This is a genomic window from Burkholderia sp. PvR073 (genome assembly GCF_054055695.1).
Genome location: NZ_JBSRXO010000017.1, coordinates 1 through 14,782, shown reverse-complemented (window position 1 = coordinate 14,782; position 14,782 = coordinate 1). Strand labels below are relative to the sequence as shown.

Sequence of the window (14,782 nt, the reverse complement as noted above, 5' to 3'; positions counted from 1 at the left end):
GCCCCGGTGAAAAGTCGGAGTGACATGCCGGCGGCGTTCCGGTCGAGCGCACGAGCCGGTCGGCATGCGTGCGCTCGACCGGCGGCCGGCGCCGGTTCAGGTGCGTGCGTGGCGTTGCGCGTACGGCCGGCCGATCGCGAGGTAGTGCGCGAGCGCGACGATCGGGAATGCGCCGGCGACCGCGGCGACGAGCGGCCAGCCGCCGTGTTCGTACAGCGGGCTCGCGAGCGCGGAGCCGATGGCGCCGCCGACGAAGATGCTGGTCATGTACAGCGCGTTCAGACGGTTGCGGCTCGTCGCATCCAGCGCGTAGATCTCGCGCTGGCCGAGTACCATGTTCATCTGCACCGCGAAATCGAGCACGATGCCCGTGACGACGAGGCCGTACAGGCCGACGCCGTGAAGCAGCGCGACCGCATACGACAGTGCGCCGGCGACCAGCGCGATCAGCGTCGCCCGCACGGTATGGCCGGCATCCGCGAGGCGGCCGGCGACCGGCGCCGACGTCGCACCGATCGCGCCGACGAGCGCGAACAGGCCGATGGCGGATTGCGACAGCCCGTAGTGACGCGTCAGCTCGACCGGCACGGCGGTCCAGAACAGGCTGAACGACGCGAACATCAGGCCCTGGTAGAACGCGCGATGGCGCAGCACCGGCATCGTGCGCACCAGATGCAGCAGCGAGCCGATCAGGTCGAAATAGGTTGCGCGATGATCGGGCTGGCGCGACGGAATCGTCAGCGCGAGCACGACCGTCACGAGCGTCATCACCCCCGCGGCGGCGGCGAACACGAAGCGCCAGCCGAATGCGTCCGCCACGATGCTCGACAACGGGCGCGCGAGCAGGATGCCGAGCAGCAGCCCGCTCATGATCGTGCCGACCACCCGGCCGCGCGAATGATCCGGCGCGAGGTGCGCGGCGAGCGGGACCAGGATCTGGACGGCGACCGAACTGAAGCCGATCAGCAGCGAAATCGCGAGGAACAGGCCGGGCGTCCGGGTCACCGCGGCCGCGGCGAGGCTCGCGATCGAGATCACGGCCGTGACGATCATCAGCTTGCGGTTCTCGAGCAGGTCGCCGAGCGGCACGATGAAGAACAGGCCGAGCGCGTAGCCGATCTGCGTCAGCGACACGATGAGGCTCGCCATCCCGCCGGACATGTGCAGCCCGGGCGCGATGAGCTCGGTGATCGGTTGCGCGTAGTACAGGTTCGCGACGATCGCGCCGCAACTGAACGCGAACAGCAGGATGAGGCCCTGCGTGAGCCTGGGCGCCTGCCCGTGGGCCGCGAGCGGGGTGGATTCCATTGACATGATCGACTCCTTGAACGAGATGTCGGACGCCCGTTTGCCGGGCGGCGCATTGCAATTTCTCAAGCGGCGAGCCACGCACGCCGCATTGCCGTCAAGACTATTGATCGAGCGATGACAACGGAATACGTCCGTCGCGCAATCGAGCATTGCGTGCCGCGCAAAGGCGCGCAACGCTCGCGGGGCCGATGGCGTGAAAACGGTTGGGACGTGGGCGTCCGGGCATCCGGCGTCCGGGCGTCCGGCGTCCGGGCAGGAGGGCCGGTGGCGGCGTTCAGCCGCGCTGGCCCTGCAGCGTCGGAATCTGCGCGAACAGGGTCGTGAGCCAGTCGACGAAGATCTTGAGCTTGACGGGCGTATGCCGATTGGGCGGATACAGGATCGAGATCGGCCGGGGCGGCGCGTTGAAATCGGTCAGCACCTCGCGCAACCGCCCCGATTTCAGATACGGTTCGACCAGGTACAGCGAGGTCTTGATCAGGCCGATGCCCGCGACGCCGCACTCGATGTAGGTATCGGCGTCGTTGACCGCGACCGTGCCGCACATCTGCACGATCCGCGCTTCGCCGTCGACGACGTAGTCCCACGGCCGCGGGCGGCCGGTATCGGCCGAGATATGGCTGATCGCGACGTGCTGCGCGAGATCGTCGACCGTTTCGGGCGCGCCGCAGCGGTCGAGATACGCGGGGGCCGCGCACGTGCAGGTGGTCAGGCTGCCGATCCGCTTGGCGATCATGCCCGAGTCGTCGAGCGCGCCGATGCGCACCACGCAATCGACGCCCTCGCCGACGAGGTCGATCTGGCGATCGGTCACGCCGAGTTCGATCGAGATGTTCGGATGGGCGGCGAGAAACTCGGGCAGCGCGGGCACCATGATCTGCTTGGCCATCGCGGGCGGCAGGTTCACTTTCAGGCGGCCGCGCGGCACGTTGCGCGCCTGCGAGACCGCTGCTTCCATGTCGTCGATTTCGCGCAGCACCCCGACGCAGCGTTCGTAGTACGCCTGCCCGTCCTCGGTCAGCGAGATGCGGCGCGTCGTGCGGTTCAGCAGCCGGCAACCGAGGTGCTGTTCGAGCGTGCTCAGCAGCGCGGACACGCGCGGCGTCGTCAGCCCGGTCGTGTCCGACGCGCGCGTGAAACTGCCCGTTTCGACGATGCGCGTAAATACGCGCATCGAAAGCAAGGTATCCATCGTTCAGAAATCTCCAGCCGGTCGATTGTCGGCGCCGGTTCGTGCCGGCGCGATCGGTTGTGTCGTGACGCTATGCGTCGATGCGTTTCCTCAGCCCGTCACCGGCAAACGGCATTTCGCGCGGGCGCTGGCCGGTCGCGTCGAAAATCGCGTTGGCCAGCGCGCCGGCGGTCGGTCCCATCGACGCCTCGGCCGCGCCGAGAAACGGTGCGCCGGGACGATTGATCAGGTGGACCTTCACGCTTTGCGGCGCCGCCGAGAAGCGCAGGATCGGATAGCTGCTCCAGTCGAAGCTGCGGATGCGCTGCGTATCGTATTTCAATGCCTCGTACAGCGTCCAGCTGGCGGCTTGCACGATGCCGCCCTCGATCTGGTTGCGGATGCCGTCCGGCGACACGACCTGCCCGGCGTCGACGGCGACTTCCGCGTGGTCGAGCGTGACCTGGCCCGTTTCCGGGACCACCGAAATCTCGATCGCCATCGCGACGTAAGCCATCAGGTTCTTGTATTTGCCGAACGCGAAGCCGACGCCGCGATTGCGCGCGCGCGGCGGGCGAGGCCAGCCGAACTTGGTCGCGGCGAGCTTGATCACCTGCTGCGCGCGGTGATCCTGCATGTGACGCAGCCGGAATTCGACGGGATCGACGCCGGCGGCGTGCGCCAGCTCGTCCATGAAGCTTTCGATCGACCAGATGTTCGTGTGCGCGCCGAGCGAGCGCATCGCGGACGTCTGCAGCGGCATCGTCGGCGAGAAATTGTTCACGATGTGCAGGTTCGGCAGCGCGTACAGCGGGATCGCGTTGCGATCCCCGCCGCCCTCGGGCTGCAGCATCGGCGTCGACGGCGCGGGGACGAACGGCGGCTCGAGCATCCGCGCGGGCAGCAGCCGGCCGGCATTGACGATGCGTTCGTTGTGCGAGCTGCTCCACAGCGCGTACTTCCAGTCGACGATGCGCCCGCTGGCGTCGAGCGACGCGCTGAGCTCGGTGACCATCGCCGGCGTGAAGTGGTCCCACGTATGTTCCTGTTCGCGCATCCACTGGACGCGAATCGGCTTGCCGGGCATCGCGGCGGCGATCAGCGCCGCATGCGCCGCCGCGTCGTCCGCGCCGTTGTGCCCGTAGCAGCCCGAGCCCTCGGTATGGATGCAGCGGACGTTCGCCTTCGGCATCGACAGCATCTCGGCCAGCGCGTCGCGCAGCGGATACACGCCTTGCGAGTGGGTCCACACGGTCAGCATGCCGTTCTCGAGACGCGCGACCGAGCAGGACGGCCCGATCGAGCCGTGCAGCAGGTAATTCTTCAGGAACGTGGCGCTCAGCGTCTTCACCGCGGGCGCGGCGGGCGCATGCGTATTGGCGATCTCGATGTGCTGCGTCGAGATCCGCTTCAGGTCTTCATGAACCGTATTGCGCTCGGGCAGCGTCCGACCGGGCGACCAGCGGCACGCGGCGGCCAGCGCGCGCTGCGCGACGACGGCCTGCCATTCCCCCTGGGCGACGACGGCAAGCATGCTGCCGTTGCGCACGATCCGGACGACGCCCGGCATCTTCAGGATCGCAGCTTCGTCGAACGACAGCAGTTTCGCGTCGTACACCGGCGGCATCACGACGCGTGCATGCAGCATGCCGGGCAGTTCCATGTCCTGCACGTAGCTCGCGCCACCCGTGACCTTGTTTGGAATATCGACGCGCGGCAGTGACGTGCCGATTACGGCGAACGTCGCCGGCGGCTTCAGCGGCGAGGTCGGCGTCGCGTTGCGATGCAGGTCGACGGTGCGAACCGCGTCGCCATAGCGCATCGTGCGGCCGTCCGGCGCCTTGATGAGCGCATCGGCGACCGTGAGCGTGCGCGGATCGACGCCGAACTGCTTCGCCGCGCCGTCGACCAGCAGCCCGCGCACCTGCGCGGCCGCGTTCAGCAGCGCGGAGCCGCTGTCCGCCATCGTGTGGCTGCCGGCGGTCAGGCCCTCGTCCGGCGACGCGCCGGTGTCGGCCGTCAGGAACGTGATCAGCGAGGGCTTCATGTTCAGCTCCTCGGCCGCCACCTGCAGCAACGCGGTGCGCACGCCGGTGCCGAGCTCGACCTTGCCGGTAAACACGGTGACCTTGCCGTCGGGCGTGATCTTGATCCACGCATCCAGCAGCGGGTTGGTCTTCAGGCTGCCGGCCAGCGTTTCGGTGGCGCGCGATACATGCACGGCCGCGCCTTCGTCCGCGATCACCACCTCGGCGGCGGCGCGTGCGGCCGGTGCCAGGCTGAACGCGACGAAGAGCGCGCCGGAAACCATGAAGTGCCGGCGGCCTTCGTCGATGTCGTCGGGTGCGTTCATCAGAGCCCTTTGCTGATCATGACCGGCGCGCCGGCCGGTTCCGGGTCCGGCAGGCCCGCGACCTGGCGCACGGCCGCCAGGATCCGCAGGTGGGTGCCGCAACGGCACAGGTTCGGTTCCATGTGGGTGCGCAGTTCGCGTTCGGTCGGTTTCGGGTTGCGTTCGAGCAGCGCCTGCGCGCGCATGATCATCCCGGCAATGCAATAGCCGCACTGCGCCGCCTGGTGATCGATGAACGCTTGTTGAAGCTTGCCCGGCCGCTCGGCGGTGCCGAGGCTTTCGATGGTCCTGACGCTGCGTGCGCCGATCGCGGCGACCGGGATCAGGCACGAGAACATCGGCTTGTCGTCGACGATCACGGTGCACGCGCCGCATTGTCCGAGGCCGCAACCGAACTTCGCGCCGTGCAGGTGCAGGTCGTTGCGCAGCGCATAGAGCAGCGGCGTGGAGGGATCGATGTCGAGCGTATGCCGCGCGCCATTCACGGTGAGGGTGATCATCGCGTGCGGTCCTCCTTTCTGAGTTTCGCGGCCAGGGTTTCGACGTCGCTCCACGCGGGGCGATCGGAGTACGTTTCGCGGATGTACGCAGCGAGATCCGCGATTTGCCGGTCGTCGTACTGGTCGAGGTATGACGGCATGTAGTTCAGCGTGTCCTCGCCATGCCAGCCGATACCGTTGAACATCATCTGGATCGCGTTGCGCGGCGTGTCGGCGGCGACCGCCGTGCTGAACGCAAGCGTCGGCCGCTCGCCGATCGATTGCATGGGCGCCGCCGGCCCGTGGCACTGCGCGCACGACGCCTGGAACAGCACCGCACCGCGTTGTCCGGCGGGCGTCGTCGGGTTGTGTCCGGCGCCGGCCGTCGCCGGCCGCGCGCCGGCAGGCTTCTGGATCGACAGGATGTACGCGGCGATCGCCTCGACGTCTTCCGCGGGCACGGTCGCGAGATCGCGCGTGACGGGCAGCATCGGTCCGGCGGCCGCGCCATGCTCGCTCGCGCGGCCGGTGCGCAGATACGCGACCAGTTGTGCCTGCGTCCACGGACGTGTAGCGCTGCCGAGCGTATTGAGCGGCGGCGCTTCCCACCCGTCGACGATGCCGCCGTCGAATGCCTTGCCCGCTTTCTCGCCGCCGATCGCATTCAGCGGCGAATGGCAGGACGCGCAGTGGCCGAGGCCGTCGACCAGCGCCTTGCCGCGATTCCACTGCGCGGATTGCGCAGGGTCCGGCGCGATCGCGCCTTCGTGCAGGAACAGGACGTTCCAGAACGCGACGAGCGGGCGGAAGTTGAGCGGGAAGATCAGCTCGTTCTTCGGCGTGCTTGCTTGAACCGGCTCGCGTGTCATCAGGTACGCGTAGGCAGCCGCGATCTCGTCGTCGGACATCCGCGTGAAGTGGATGTACGGAAAAGCGGGGTAGAGCGGATGCCCGTCCCGGGCGATGCCGCTGCGCAGCGCGCGCGAGAACGCGTCCCGCGACCAGCGGCCGATGCCGGTATCGGCATCCGGCGTGATGTTGGTTGCGTAGATCGTGCCGAACGGCGTCGCGAGCGGCAGCCCGCCGGCGAACGGTTTGCCGTCCTTCGCCGTATGGCAGACGACGCAATCGCCGAGCGCGACCACGCGCGCGCCGGCTCGGACGAGTTGCGGATCGAACGACGCGCGTGCGGGCGGCTCGATCGGCGCGATCGACGGCCGGACCATGATGCCGACGGCGATCGCGAGACCCGCGAGCGCGACGCCGGTCGCACCGAACCAGAGTCGTTTGTGCTTCATGCGTGCTCCACGCGAATCGGCCGGTCGTACCCGATTCGATGCGCGGGACAATAGGCGCCGGAAATCATTCGTCACTCCAGGAAGGGCGCCGACGCGCGGGCAAGTGCCCGCACGACGGCTCGTGAAACCAGTCTACGTGTGCGCGCTCGCCAATTCCTGAAGCCGCGCTGAAACGTTCTGAAGGCGCGAGTTCACGCGACGCGGCCAGACCGTCCATCGCATCGAGCGTGGGGGTCACCGGATTCAGGTTCCCCTGCCGAACCTGCGTGCGATTCGCCATCACGCGGATGGCGTCGCAGCGCAGGTCGACGCGCGGCGCGCCGTATGGCGGCGGTTACGCCTTCAGGAACGCGAGCAGTTCCGCATTGATGCGCGCCGCGTCGACGACGCACATGCCGTGCGCGCCGCCCGGGATGATCTTGAGCTGCGCGTGCTTCACGATCTTCGCCGACAGGCGCGCGGAATCGTCGATCGGCACGATCTGGTCGTCGTCGCCGTGCAGGATCAGCGTCGGGACGTCGATTTTCTTCAGGTCCTCGGTGTAGTCGACCTCGGAGAATTCCTTGACGCACAGATACTGGCCATGGGCGCCGCCCATCATCCCTTGTGCCCAGAATGCGTCGATCGTGCCCTGCGACACCTTCGCATTGGGGCGATTGAAGCCGAAGAACGGCACGGCGAGATCCTTGTAGAACTGCGAACGGTTCTCGGCGACGTTCTTGCGGATGCCGTCGAATACGTCCATCGGCAGGCCGCCCGGATTGGTCGGCGATTTCACCATCTGGGGCGGCACGGCGCCGATCAGCACGGCCTTCGACACGCGCTTCGTGCCGTGACGGCCGATGTAGTGGGCGACTTCGCCGCCGCCGGTGGAGTGGCCGACGAGCGTCGCTTCGCGCAGGTCCAGCGCATTCATCAGCGCGGCGAGATCGTCCGCGTAGGTATCCATGTCATTGCCTTGCGACGGCTGGCTCGATCGGCCGTGACCGCGGCGGTCGTGCGCGATCACGCGGTAGCCGTGCTGCACCAGGAACAGCATCTGCGGGTCCCATGCGTCGGCGCACAGCGGCCAGCCGTGCGAGAACACGACCGGACGGCCGCTGCCCCAGTCCTTGAAATAAATCTGCGTACCGTCTTGCGTGGTGATCGTGTTCATCGGATGGGTTCCTTGATGGGCGGAAGCGGCGTGTTTGGGGGCGGCAGCGGCGGCGGCGGCCGGCAGCGCGGCGGCTGCAACGGCGGTCGCGCCGGCAAGCAGCATGTCGCGGCGGCGTGCCGAGGGGATGGCGTCGAGATCTGCGGGACGCATTGAGGCTCCTTGAACGTGCGGTGGAATGATGTCGTGTGGAATCGATGGTCCGGATCTGCCCGCATGCGGCACTGTCGCCGGCAGCCGGCGTGCGTTCGCGGTCGCGAGCCGGCAGGCGCACGACGGGAGCGAACGAACGTCGACGGGAGCCTAGCGCGGGGCCATACCGCGTGTACTGAAATTCGGCTGAATTTTCATGAACCGGCCGGTCGGTGTGGCGCGCGAGCCAAGCCGCCAGAACAATTAAGCATGGGAATCAAGACTCTTCAGCGGCCGCTCGCTATCGTCAGCATCAAGCCGTCCCGTCGCGGGTCGCTGCCGGTTCGCGCCAGCGCATGACGATCGTGATGCGCGCGGATGCGAAACGTCCGAATCTCTCGCCACTTGCCTGGATACGCCGTCATGGACACATTCGATCGCTGGGAGCACGTGATGACGCTGCTCGATCCGTCGTCCGGCGCAAGCCGCTGCGCGTCGCTGAATCTTCGCGACCGGGACGCCGCGCGCCGCCGTCATCGCGACGACGCGCGCGGGGCGTCCGGCGGTGGCGGGCGTCGCGGGTGCGCGATCGTCGCGGTCGAGCGGCAGACCGATTCCTCGCTGCTGGTGTCGTGGAGCGATCCGACCCACTGCCGGTATGACGAGCAGCGCTGGATCAGCGCAAAGTGCCGCTCGCCGGGGCGCTGCGCCCTGACCGGCCTGCCGATTCGCGCCGGCGATGCGATCTACAAGCCGCAGTGGCGCGGAGCGAAGCGTCCCGCGAATTGCTGGGAGGCGATCCTCGCGTCCGAGCTGGACCGGTTCATCGTCAGGCTGTCCCGCTCCTGACCGGGAGCGGTGCGCCCCATCCATCGGCGGCGGCTGGCGCCGCTGCCTCTTCTTTGCCGAGGAAGCTTCATGAGCACGTTCACGACACGCGACGGCGTCTCGATTCACTACAAGGACTGGGGCGCGGGGCGCCCGGTGGTGTTCATTCACGGCTGGCCGCTGAATGCGGACATGTGGGACGTCCAGATGCATCATCTGGCATCGAACGGTTTTCGCGGCATCGCGTACGACCGGCGCGGTTTCGGCCGGTCCGGCCAACCGTGGACGGGCTACGACTACGATACGCTGGCGGACGATCTCGCGACGCTGATCGAGACGCTCGAATTGCGCGACGTGACGCTCGTCGGCTTTTCGATGGGCGGCGGCGAGGTGGCCCGATACATCGGCCGGCACGGCACGCGCCACATCGCGAAGGCCGTCCTGATCGGCTCGGTGACGCCGCTCATCGCGCGGGGCGACGATCATCCGGACGGCGTCGACGTCGCGATGTTCGACGGCATTCGCTCGGCGATCGTGGCGGACCGCGCCGCGTTCTTCGAGTCCTTCTGGCCGTTGTTCACCGGTTCGAACCGGGCGGATTCGACGATCTCGCGCGCCGCGCTCGACTGGACTTCGTTCATGGCGCTGCAGGCCGGATTGAAGGGCACGCTCGATTGCGTCCGGGCATTTTCCGAAACCGATTTCAGGACGGATCTCAGCAAGTTCGACGTACCGACGCGCGTGATTCATGGCGACGACGACCAGACGGCGCCGCTCGCCCTGACGGGGGCGGCCACCGCCGCGCGCGTGCCGCACGCGACGCTGAGCATCTACGAAGGCGCCCCGCATGCGCTGTATCTGACGCATGCACAACGATTGAACGACGAACTGCTGGCGTTCGTCCGCGCGTGACATTGGCGTGACGTAGCCGGGCGGCCCCGGCCGTCCGGCGTCCTCGCCACGCTCATCCCGAACCGCGCGTTCAACTACGGGCCGAAAACGCGGTTCGCCCGAATTCCCGCGTCAATCGAATCGCGGAAAAATCGTACGAAATCCAATTCATCGCCGAATCCCTGCTTCTCCGGTCGGGAATGACGGGCGCCATGCCGTGCCGCGCGCAGAAGATGCGAGGCCCGCGCATTTCAACGATTCAAAAAATTTGCTCATTCCATTCTGATAATTTGAATCATCATACGTAGTAAATGCCGTAGCATTGGGTGTCAAATCGGTGTCGTTTTGACCGGCATCGATAAATGCCATTGATTAGACCCCTCCCATGATCCGCATTGGAACGCTTCACGTTTTTCTCGACAGACGTGAAATTCGCGCGAACGGCAAACTGTTGCGTATCGGCAGCCGTGCATTCGAAATTCTCGAACTCCTGGTTCAGGCAAATGGCGCGCTGGTCTCGAAGGACGAGATCATGCAGCGGGTATGGCCGCACACGATCGTGGAGGAAAACAACCTGCAGGTGCATATCGCATCGTTGCGCAAGGCGCTGGGCCGGGACCGGGATCTGATCGTCACGGTGCCGGGGCGCGGCTATCGGCTCGTCAGCGAACCCGCCGAAGGCGCAGCCTCCGTGCGTCCCGTGACATCCCGGCTCGCGCCCGCGCCGACCGCGCTCGTGGGGCGGGAGCAGATGGTCGCCGATGTCCTCGCGGCGCTCGACGCGTCGCGCGTCGTGACGCTGGTCGGGGCGGGCGGTATCGGCAAGACGCGCGTCGCGATCGAAGCCGCGATCCGGGCCGAGGCGCGCTTTCCGGATGGGGCGGCGTTCGTGTCGCTGGCGACGGTTGCCTCCCCGCAATTCGTTCCCGCCGCGCTGGCGGACGCGCTGGACCTCGTGCTGCCGGCCCGCTCGCTGACGCTTGAAGCGGTGCTGGCGAGCGTCGCGCATCGCAGGATGTTGCTCGTGCTCGACAATTGCGAGCATCTGCTGGACGCAGCCGCGCGGATCGCCGCCGTGTTGACCGAATCCGATACCGGGCTGCGTGTGCTGGCGACCAGCCGCGAGGCGCTTCGCATCCACGGCGAGCGACAGTGTCCGGTGCCGCCGCTCGAGGTCGGCGGCGAAGGTGCCGACGCAGCCGACACGCTGGGCGCAAGTGCGGTGCAATTGTTCGCGGCACGCGCGTGCGCCGCCGACCCGCGCTTTCCGCTCGACGAACACAGCGTGTCGCTGATGGCGTCGGTGTGCCGACATCTCGACGGCCTGCCGCTGGCGATCGAACTGGCCGCTGCCCGCGCGGCCGTGCTCGGCATCGACGTGCTGGCCGATCATCTCGACGACCATTTCCGGTTGCTGACCGGCGGCTTTCGCACGGCATTGCCACGCCACCGGACGCTGCAGGCCATGTACGACTGGAGCTACCGCTTGCTGGGGGACACGGAGCGCGTGCTGTTGCGCTGGCTCGGCGTGTTTCGTGACGGTTTTTCGATCGAGGCGGTGCGAAACATCGTCGGCACGACGGGGCTGGCCGATGCCGACCTGCTCGACACGATCGCCGGCCTGGTGTCGAAGTCGCTCGTGAACGTCGAGAATGCGCACGGCGTGCCGCGCTACCGGCTGTTGACGACGACGCGCGCCTATGCGCTGCAGCAGCTCGAGAACAACGGCGAATGCGCGGCCGCCGCGCTCGCGCATGCGAACTACTTTCTTACGTTGTTCACGCTGCCCGGCGGCGGCGATGGGTCGCCGGCCGAAGCGCGGCTCGATCTGGTGCGCCGCGAACTCGGCAATCTGCGCGCGGTGCTCGACTGGGCATTTTCATCGAACGGCCACGCGGAGACCGGCATCGCACTGGCGGCCGTGGCGGTGCCGTGCCTGCTGGACCTGTCGCTCGTGGACGAGTGTCGCGAACGCGCGCGCGTGGCGCTCGAGGCGATGCGGGATCTGGATGCGACGCCGGCCCGAGACGATGCGCGCAAGCGCTTGCTGGCCGCGTATGCCGCGGCGCTCGCGCATGGCTCCGGCTCGAGCCGGGGCGTCCACGACGCGTGGCCCGAAGCGGATGCGCTCGCTTGCGAGACAGGCGACGAACCGTAACGACACGCGCGGCCGGCGAAATCACGACAGTGGGTCCGATGCCGGGATCCGGACGCGTGATCCGAGAGGGAGATGAAGTGCGTTCGCGATCCGTTCGGCCGACACGTCAGGAACACCGGCGGGATCACGCAAGCGCGAGGAACCGGTCGACGAGATCGGGGCGATCGAGTTGCTCGACCCACCAGCGCAACGCGCGGCCGGCTTCGTCGCTGCGCCACGCCATGTAGCAATGCGTCGTGTCGCGCATGCCGGTCACCTGGCGGGCGACGAGCTTGCCCTGTGCGATCGCGCGCGCCGCGATGCAGTCCGGCAGCGTGCCCACGGCGAGTCCTTCGCACTGCGCGGCCAGTTTTGCCGCGAGGGTCGGTACCGCGAGCGTCGGCTGCCCGGCATCGACCGCGACCGAGCGCGGCTGCAGTTCGCGAGACGTATCGCTGATGACGGCGCCGCGATGCTCGACGATCGACGCCATCGACAGCGGTTCGGGCAAGGCCGCGAGCGGATGGGTGGGCGCGACCGCGAACACGTGCCTGAGCGTGCCGATCGGCCGCGTAACGATGCCCGGCAGCTCCGGCGGCTCGCCCGTCGCGCCGACGACGAGATCCGCACGGCGCGCAACCAGCGCGTCCCAGGTGCCACCGAGGACTTCGGTCGAGAGCCGCAGCCGCGTGTCCATTTCGAGCCCGTAGAACGCATGCACGCAAGGCCATAGCGCGTCGAACGGCAGGATCTCGTCGATACAGATGCGCAGCTCGGTTTCCCAGCCTTGCTGCGCGCGCTGTGCCTTGAGTTCGAGCTGTTCCGCCGCATGCAGAAGCCGCCGGCCTTCTTCGACGACGACGCGACCCGCATGCGTGAGCTTCGCACGGCGTCCGCTGCGGTCGAACAGGGCGACGCCGAGGTCGCCCTCGAGCTTTTGCACGAGGTAACTCAGGGCCGACGGTACGCGATGCAGCAGTTCCGCGGCTTCGGCGAACGTGCCGGTGCGGTCGATCGCGTCCAGCGCTTCGAGCGCTTCGAATGACAGCTTCATGATGGATTTCACAGGCGGGGCATCGGGCCGTCATGTTAACGCCCTGAGCCCCTTTGTCCAGTCAATAGCGATCCGTCACGTCGGCGTCGACTCGTGGTGCTTCCCCGCGGCGTTGGATGGCTGCGCGCCGGGCAGCGAGCCGAACATGTGCTGGGTGCACTTCGCCTCGCTCCATGCGGCCTTCAGGTGGATGCCCGCGAGCATCCGGCGAGCGACCGGCAGGATCTGTTCGCCGGCAAGGATGCCCAACAGGCCGGCCAGCGCAATGGTGGGCGGAGCGGGCGATTGCACGCCGATCAACGCGTAGACGGCGCCGGCGAGAATGCCGGCCAATAGCGACGAAATGTACGGTTTCATAATATAAATTGAAGTGAATGACAACCGCGTGGAAAGATATGAATAACGCCCCGCCGATGAACCGATGAAGTCGAAAAAGAGCCTATCAGGTCATCGCTGGAGCGGCGCGAAAATTCAACTGATTTAAGATCTTTTAAGAATTTGTTTTAGGGATTTTTTTAAACAGAACGATTAATTGGCATTGCTGCAAGTTTCCATGTTGAATGGTAGACGTTGGCAGGCAAACCTCCCAGCACAGCACATCGGGCCCCCCGGCTTGCCGGCGAGGCAGGCTTTATTTTTCTCCACGTCAAAGGACATGACCGCCATGAGCAATCCGAAGCTTGAAGTTCTCACCCCCCAGAACAGCCAGCTGATCTTCATCGACCAGCAGCCGCAGATGGCGTTCGGCGTGCAGTCGATCGATCGCCAGGTGCTGAAGAACAACGTCGTGGGCCTGGCGAAGGCCGCGAAGGTATTCAACATCCCGACCACGATCACGACGGTCGAAAGCGATAGCTTCTCGGGGCATACCTATCCCGAACTGCTCGACGTGTTCCCGAACCAGAAGACGCTCGAACGCACGTCGATGAACTCGTGGGACGACCAGAAGGTGCGTGACGCACTGGCCGCGAACGGCCGCAAGAAGGTGGTCGTGTCGGGCCTGTGGACCGAAGTCTGCAACACGACGTTCGCGCTGTGCGCGATGCTCGAAGGCGACTACGAGATCTACATGGTCGCCGACGCATCGGGCGGCACGTCGCAAGCCGCGCACGACGTCGCGATGCAGCGCATGGTGCAGGCCGGCGTGGTGCCGGTCACGTGGCAGCAGGTGCTGCTCGAATGGCAACGCGACTGGGCACGCCGCGACAGCTACGACGCGGTGATGGCGATCGCGAAGGAGCATTCGGGCGCGTACGGGATGGGCGTCGATTACGCGTACACGATGGTCCACAATGCGCCGCAACGCACCGCGACGCCGCACGAGTCGATTCCGCCGGTGCCGGCGAAGTAACGCGGACAGTCGGGACTGTCGATGCCGCCGCGGCATGCTCGATGAGCGCGCCGCGGCGGTGATACGTCAATGCGGGCGGCGTGACGCGGTTCGTCCGCGGATGCCGCCCGCGGAGCGTTTGCAGGGCATTCGCCTGCATTCCAATTTGTTCGAGAGATTGATCGTATGGAACCTTATCTGGTTTCTCTTGGTGCGGGCCTGCTGATAGGCGTGATCTACAGCGCAATCAAGGTTCGCTCTCCCGCACCGCCGCTGATTGCCCTGGTCGGGTTGCTCGGCATGTTGATTGGCGTGCAGGCGATTCCCGCCCTCAAGCGGCTCATCGGCCTTTGATCGAAGTGAGGTGACGCATATGACCGCAACCGATACCCAACCGGATCTGATCCTGCACAACGGGCGCATCACGACGCTCGACCGTGCGAACCCCGTCGCCGCCGCGGTGGCGATCAAGGACGGCCGCTTCGTCGCGGTCGGCAGCAACGCGGACGTCATGCCGCTCGCGGGCCGCGCGACCAAGGTCGTCGATCTCGACGGCCGCGCCGTGCTGCCGGGCCTGACCGACAACCATACGCACGTGATTCGCGGCGGCCTGAACTACAACATGGAGCTGCGCTGGGACGG

14 protein-coding genes are annotated in these 14,782 nt (G+C 66.8%); 6 read left to right on the top strand and 8 right to left on the bottom strand.

Annotated elements, in window-relative coordinates; translation table 11 throughout:
- Nucleotides 1-96: 96 nt before the first annotated feature.
- From ACVK00_RS31660 to ACVK00_RS31635, 6 genes are all read right to left on the bottom strand, one after another.
- Complete coding sequence (locus ACVK00_RS31660) at nt 97-1,314, bottom strand: MFS transporter (RefSeq protein WP_354123384.1); 1,218 nt, start codon at nt 1,312-1,314, stop codon at nt 97-99.
- 271 nt (nt 1,315-1,585) lie between these two features.
- A complete protein-coding gene (locus tag ACVK00_RS31655) occupies nt 1,586-2,503 on the bottom strand; it encodes a LysR family transcriptional regulator (RefSeq protein ID WP_228910479.1) in 918 nt (305 codons plus the stop codon).
- Between the two features lie 70 nt (nt 2,504-2,573).
- A complete protein-coding gene (locus tag ACVK00_RS31650) occupies nt 2,574-4,835 on the bottom strand; it encodes a xanthine dehydrogenase family protein molybdopterin-binding subunit (RefSeq protein ID WP_284900158.1) in 2,262 nt (753 codons plus the stop codon).
- The gene (locus ACVK00_RS31645; protein WP_006760329.1) at nt 4,835-5,335 is read right to left on the bottom strand and encodes a (2Fe-2S)-binding protein; all 501 of its coding nucleotides are present in this window, start codon (nt 5,333-5,335) and stop codon (nt 4,835-4,837) included. The genes ACVK00_RS31650 and ACVK00_RS31645 overlap by 1 nt, the downstream gene beginning before the upstream one ends.
- A complete protein-coding gene (locus ACVK00_RS31640; protein ID WP_284900153.1) occupies nt 5,332-6,612 on the bottom strand; it encodes a cytochrome c in 1,281 nt (426 codons plus the stop codon). The genes ACVK00_RS31645 and ACVK00_RS31640 overlap by 4 nt, the downstream gene beginning before the upstream one ends.
- Before the next feature lie 334 nt (nt 6,613-6,946).
- The gene (locus ACVK00_RS31635; protein ID WP_043173402.1) at nt 6,947-7,768 is read right to left on the bottom strand and encodes an alpha/beta fold hydrolase; all 822 of its coding nucleotides are present in this window, start codon (nt 7,766-7,768) and stop codon (nt 6,947-6,949) included.
- A gap of 555 nt (nt 7,769-8,323) precedes the next feature.
- Here ACVK00_RS31635 and ACVK00_RS31630 point away from each other — a divergent pair.
- The 3 genes from ACVK00_RS31630 (at nt 8,324) to ACVK00_RS31620 (ending at nt 11,777) form a co-directional block, all read left to right on the top strand.
- A complete protein-coding gene (locus ACVK00_RS31630; RefSeq protein ID WP_228910482.1) occupies nt 8,324-8,749 on the top strand; it encodes a DUF3331 domain-containing protein in 426 nt (141 codons plus the stop codon).
- A 69-nt stretch (nt 8,750-8,818) separates the two neighbouring features.
- The gene (locus ACVK00_RS31625) at nt 8,819-9,640 is read left to right on the top strand and encodes an alpha/beta fold hydrolase (protein ID WP_284900150.1); all 822 of its coding nucleotides are present in this window, start codon (nt 8,819-8,821) and stop codon (nt 9,638-9,640) included.
- 364 nt (nt 9,641-10,004) lie between these two features.
- A complete protein-coding gene (locus ACVK00_RS31620) occupies nt 10,005-11,777 on the top strand; it encodes a winged helix-turn-helix domain-containing protein (protein WP_354123385.1) in 1,773 nt (590 codons plus the stop codon).
- Between the two features lie 124 nt (nt 11,778-11,901).
- Here ACVK00_RS31620 and ACVK00_RS31615 read toward each other — a convergent pair whose 3' ends face one another.
- On the bottom strand, nt 11,902-12,810 hold the full coding sequence (locus ACVK00_RS31615) for a LysR family transcriptional regulator (protein ID WP_228910485.1): 909 nt from the start codon (nt 12,808-12,810) through the stop codon (nt 11,902-11,904).
- 75 nt (nt 12,811-12,885) lie between these two features.
- Nucleotides 12,886-13,167, bottom strand: a complete 282-nt coding sequence (locus ACVK00_RS31610; RefSeq protein WP_228910486.1) for a XapX domain-containing protein — start codon at nt 13,165-13,167, stop codon at nt 12,886-12,888.
- A gap of 307 nt (nt 13,168-13,474) precedes the next feature.
- On the opposite strand from ACVK00_RS31610, the gene ACVK00_RS31605 reads away from it, so the two are divergent.
- The 3 genes from ACVK00_RS31605 to ACVK00_RS31595 form a co-directional block, all read left to right on the top strand.
- Nucleotides 13,475-14,161: a hydrolase gene (locus ACVK00_RS31605; protein WP_228910487.1), complete on the top strand. Its 687-nt coding sequence runs from the start codon at nt 13,475-13,477 to the stop codon at nt 14,159-14,161.
- 165 nt (nt 14,162-14,326) lie between these two features.
- Nucleotides 14,327-14,494, top strand: a complete 168-nt coding sequence (locus ACVK00_RS31600; protein WP_105789109.1) for a DUF1427 family protein — start codon at nt 14,327-14,329, stop codon at nt 14,492-14,494.
- 19 nt (nt 14,495-14,513) lie between these two features.
- On the top strand, nt 14,514-14,782 hold a 269-nt coding region (locus ACVK00_RS31595), incomplete at its 3' end, for an amidohydrolase family protein (RefSeq protein ID WP_456826977.1).

Coding starts and splice junctions, on each gene's coding strand:
- ACVK00_RS31660 (WP_354123384.1), bottom strand. CDS start 1,314: ATGTCAATGGAATCCACCCCGCTCGCGGCCCACGGGCAGGCGCCCAGG.
- ACVK00_RS31655 (WP_228910479.1), bottom strand. CDS start 2,503: ATGGATACCTTGCTTTCGATGCGCGTATTTACGCGCATCGTCGAAACG.
- ACVK00_RS31650 (WP_284900158.1), bottom strand. CDS start 4,835: ATGAACGCACCCGACGACATCGACGAAGGCCGCCGGCACTTCATGGTT.
- ACVK00_RS31645 (WP_006760329.1), bottom strand. CDS start 5,335: ATGATCACCCTCACCGTGAATGGCGCGCGGCATACGCTCGACATCGAT.
- ACVK00_RS31640 (WP_284900153.1), bottom strand. CDS start 6,612: ATGAAGCACAAACGACTCTGGTTCGGTGCGACCGGCGTCGCGCTCGCG.
- ACVK00_RS31635 (WP_043173402.1), bottom strand. CDS start 7,768: ATGAACACGATCACCACGCAAGACGGTACGCAGATTTATTTCAAGGAC.
- ACVK00_RS31630 (WP_228910482.1), top strand. CDS start 8,324: ATGGACACATTCGATCGCTGGGAGCACGTGATGACGCTGCTCGATCCG.
- ACVK00_RS31625 (WP_284900150.1), top strand. CDS start 8,819: ATGAGCACGTTCACGACACGCGACGGCGTCTCGATTCACTACAAGGAC.
- ACVK00_RS31620 (WP_354123385.1), top strand. CDS start 10,005: ATGATCCGCATTGGAACGCTTCACGTTTTTCTCGACAGACGTGAAATT.
- ACVK00_RS31615 (WP_228910485.1), bottom strand. CDS start 12,810: ATGAAGCTGTCATTCGAAGCGCTCGAAGCGCTGGACGCGATCGACCGC.
- ACVK00_RS31610 (WP_228910486.1), bottom strand. CDS start 13,167: ATGAAACCGTACATTTCGTCGCTATTGGCCGGCATTCTCGCCGGCGCC.
- ACVK00_RS31605 (WP_228910487.1), top strand. CDS start 13,475: ATGAGCAATCCGAAGCTTGAAGTTCTCACCCCCCAGAACAGCCAGCTG.
- ACVK00_RS31600 (WP_105789109.1), top strand. CDS start 14,327: ATGGAACCTTATCTGGTTTCTCTTGGTGCGGGCCTGCTGATAGGCGTG.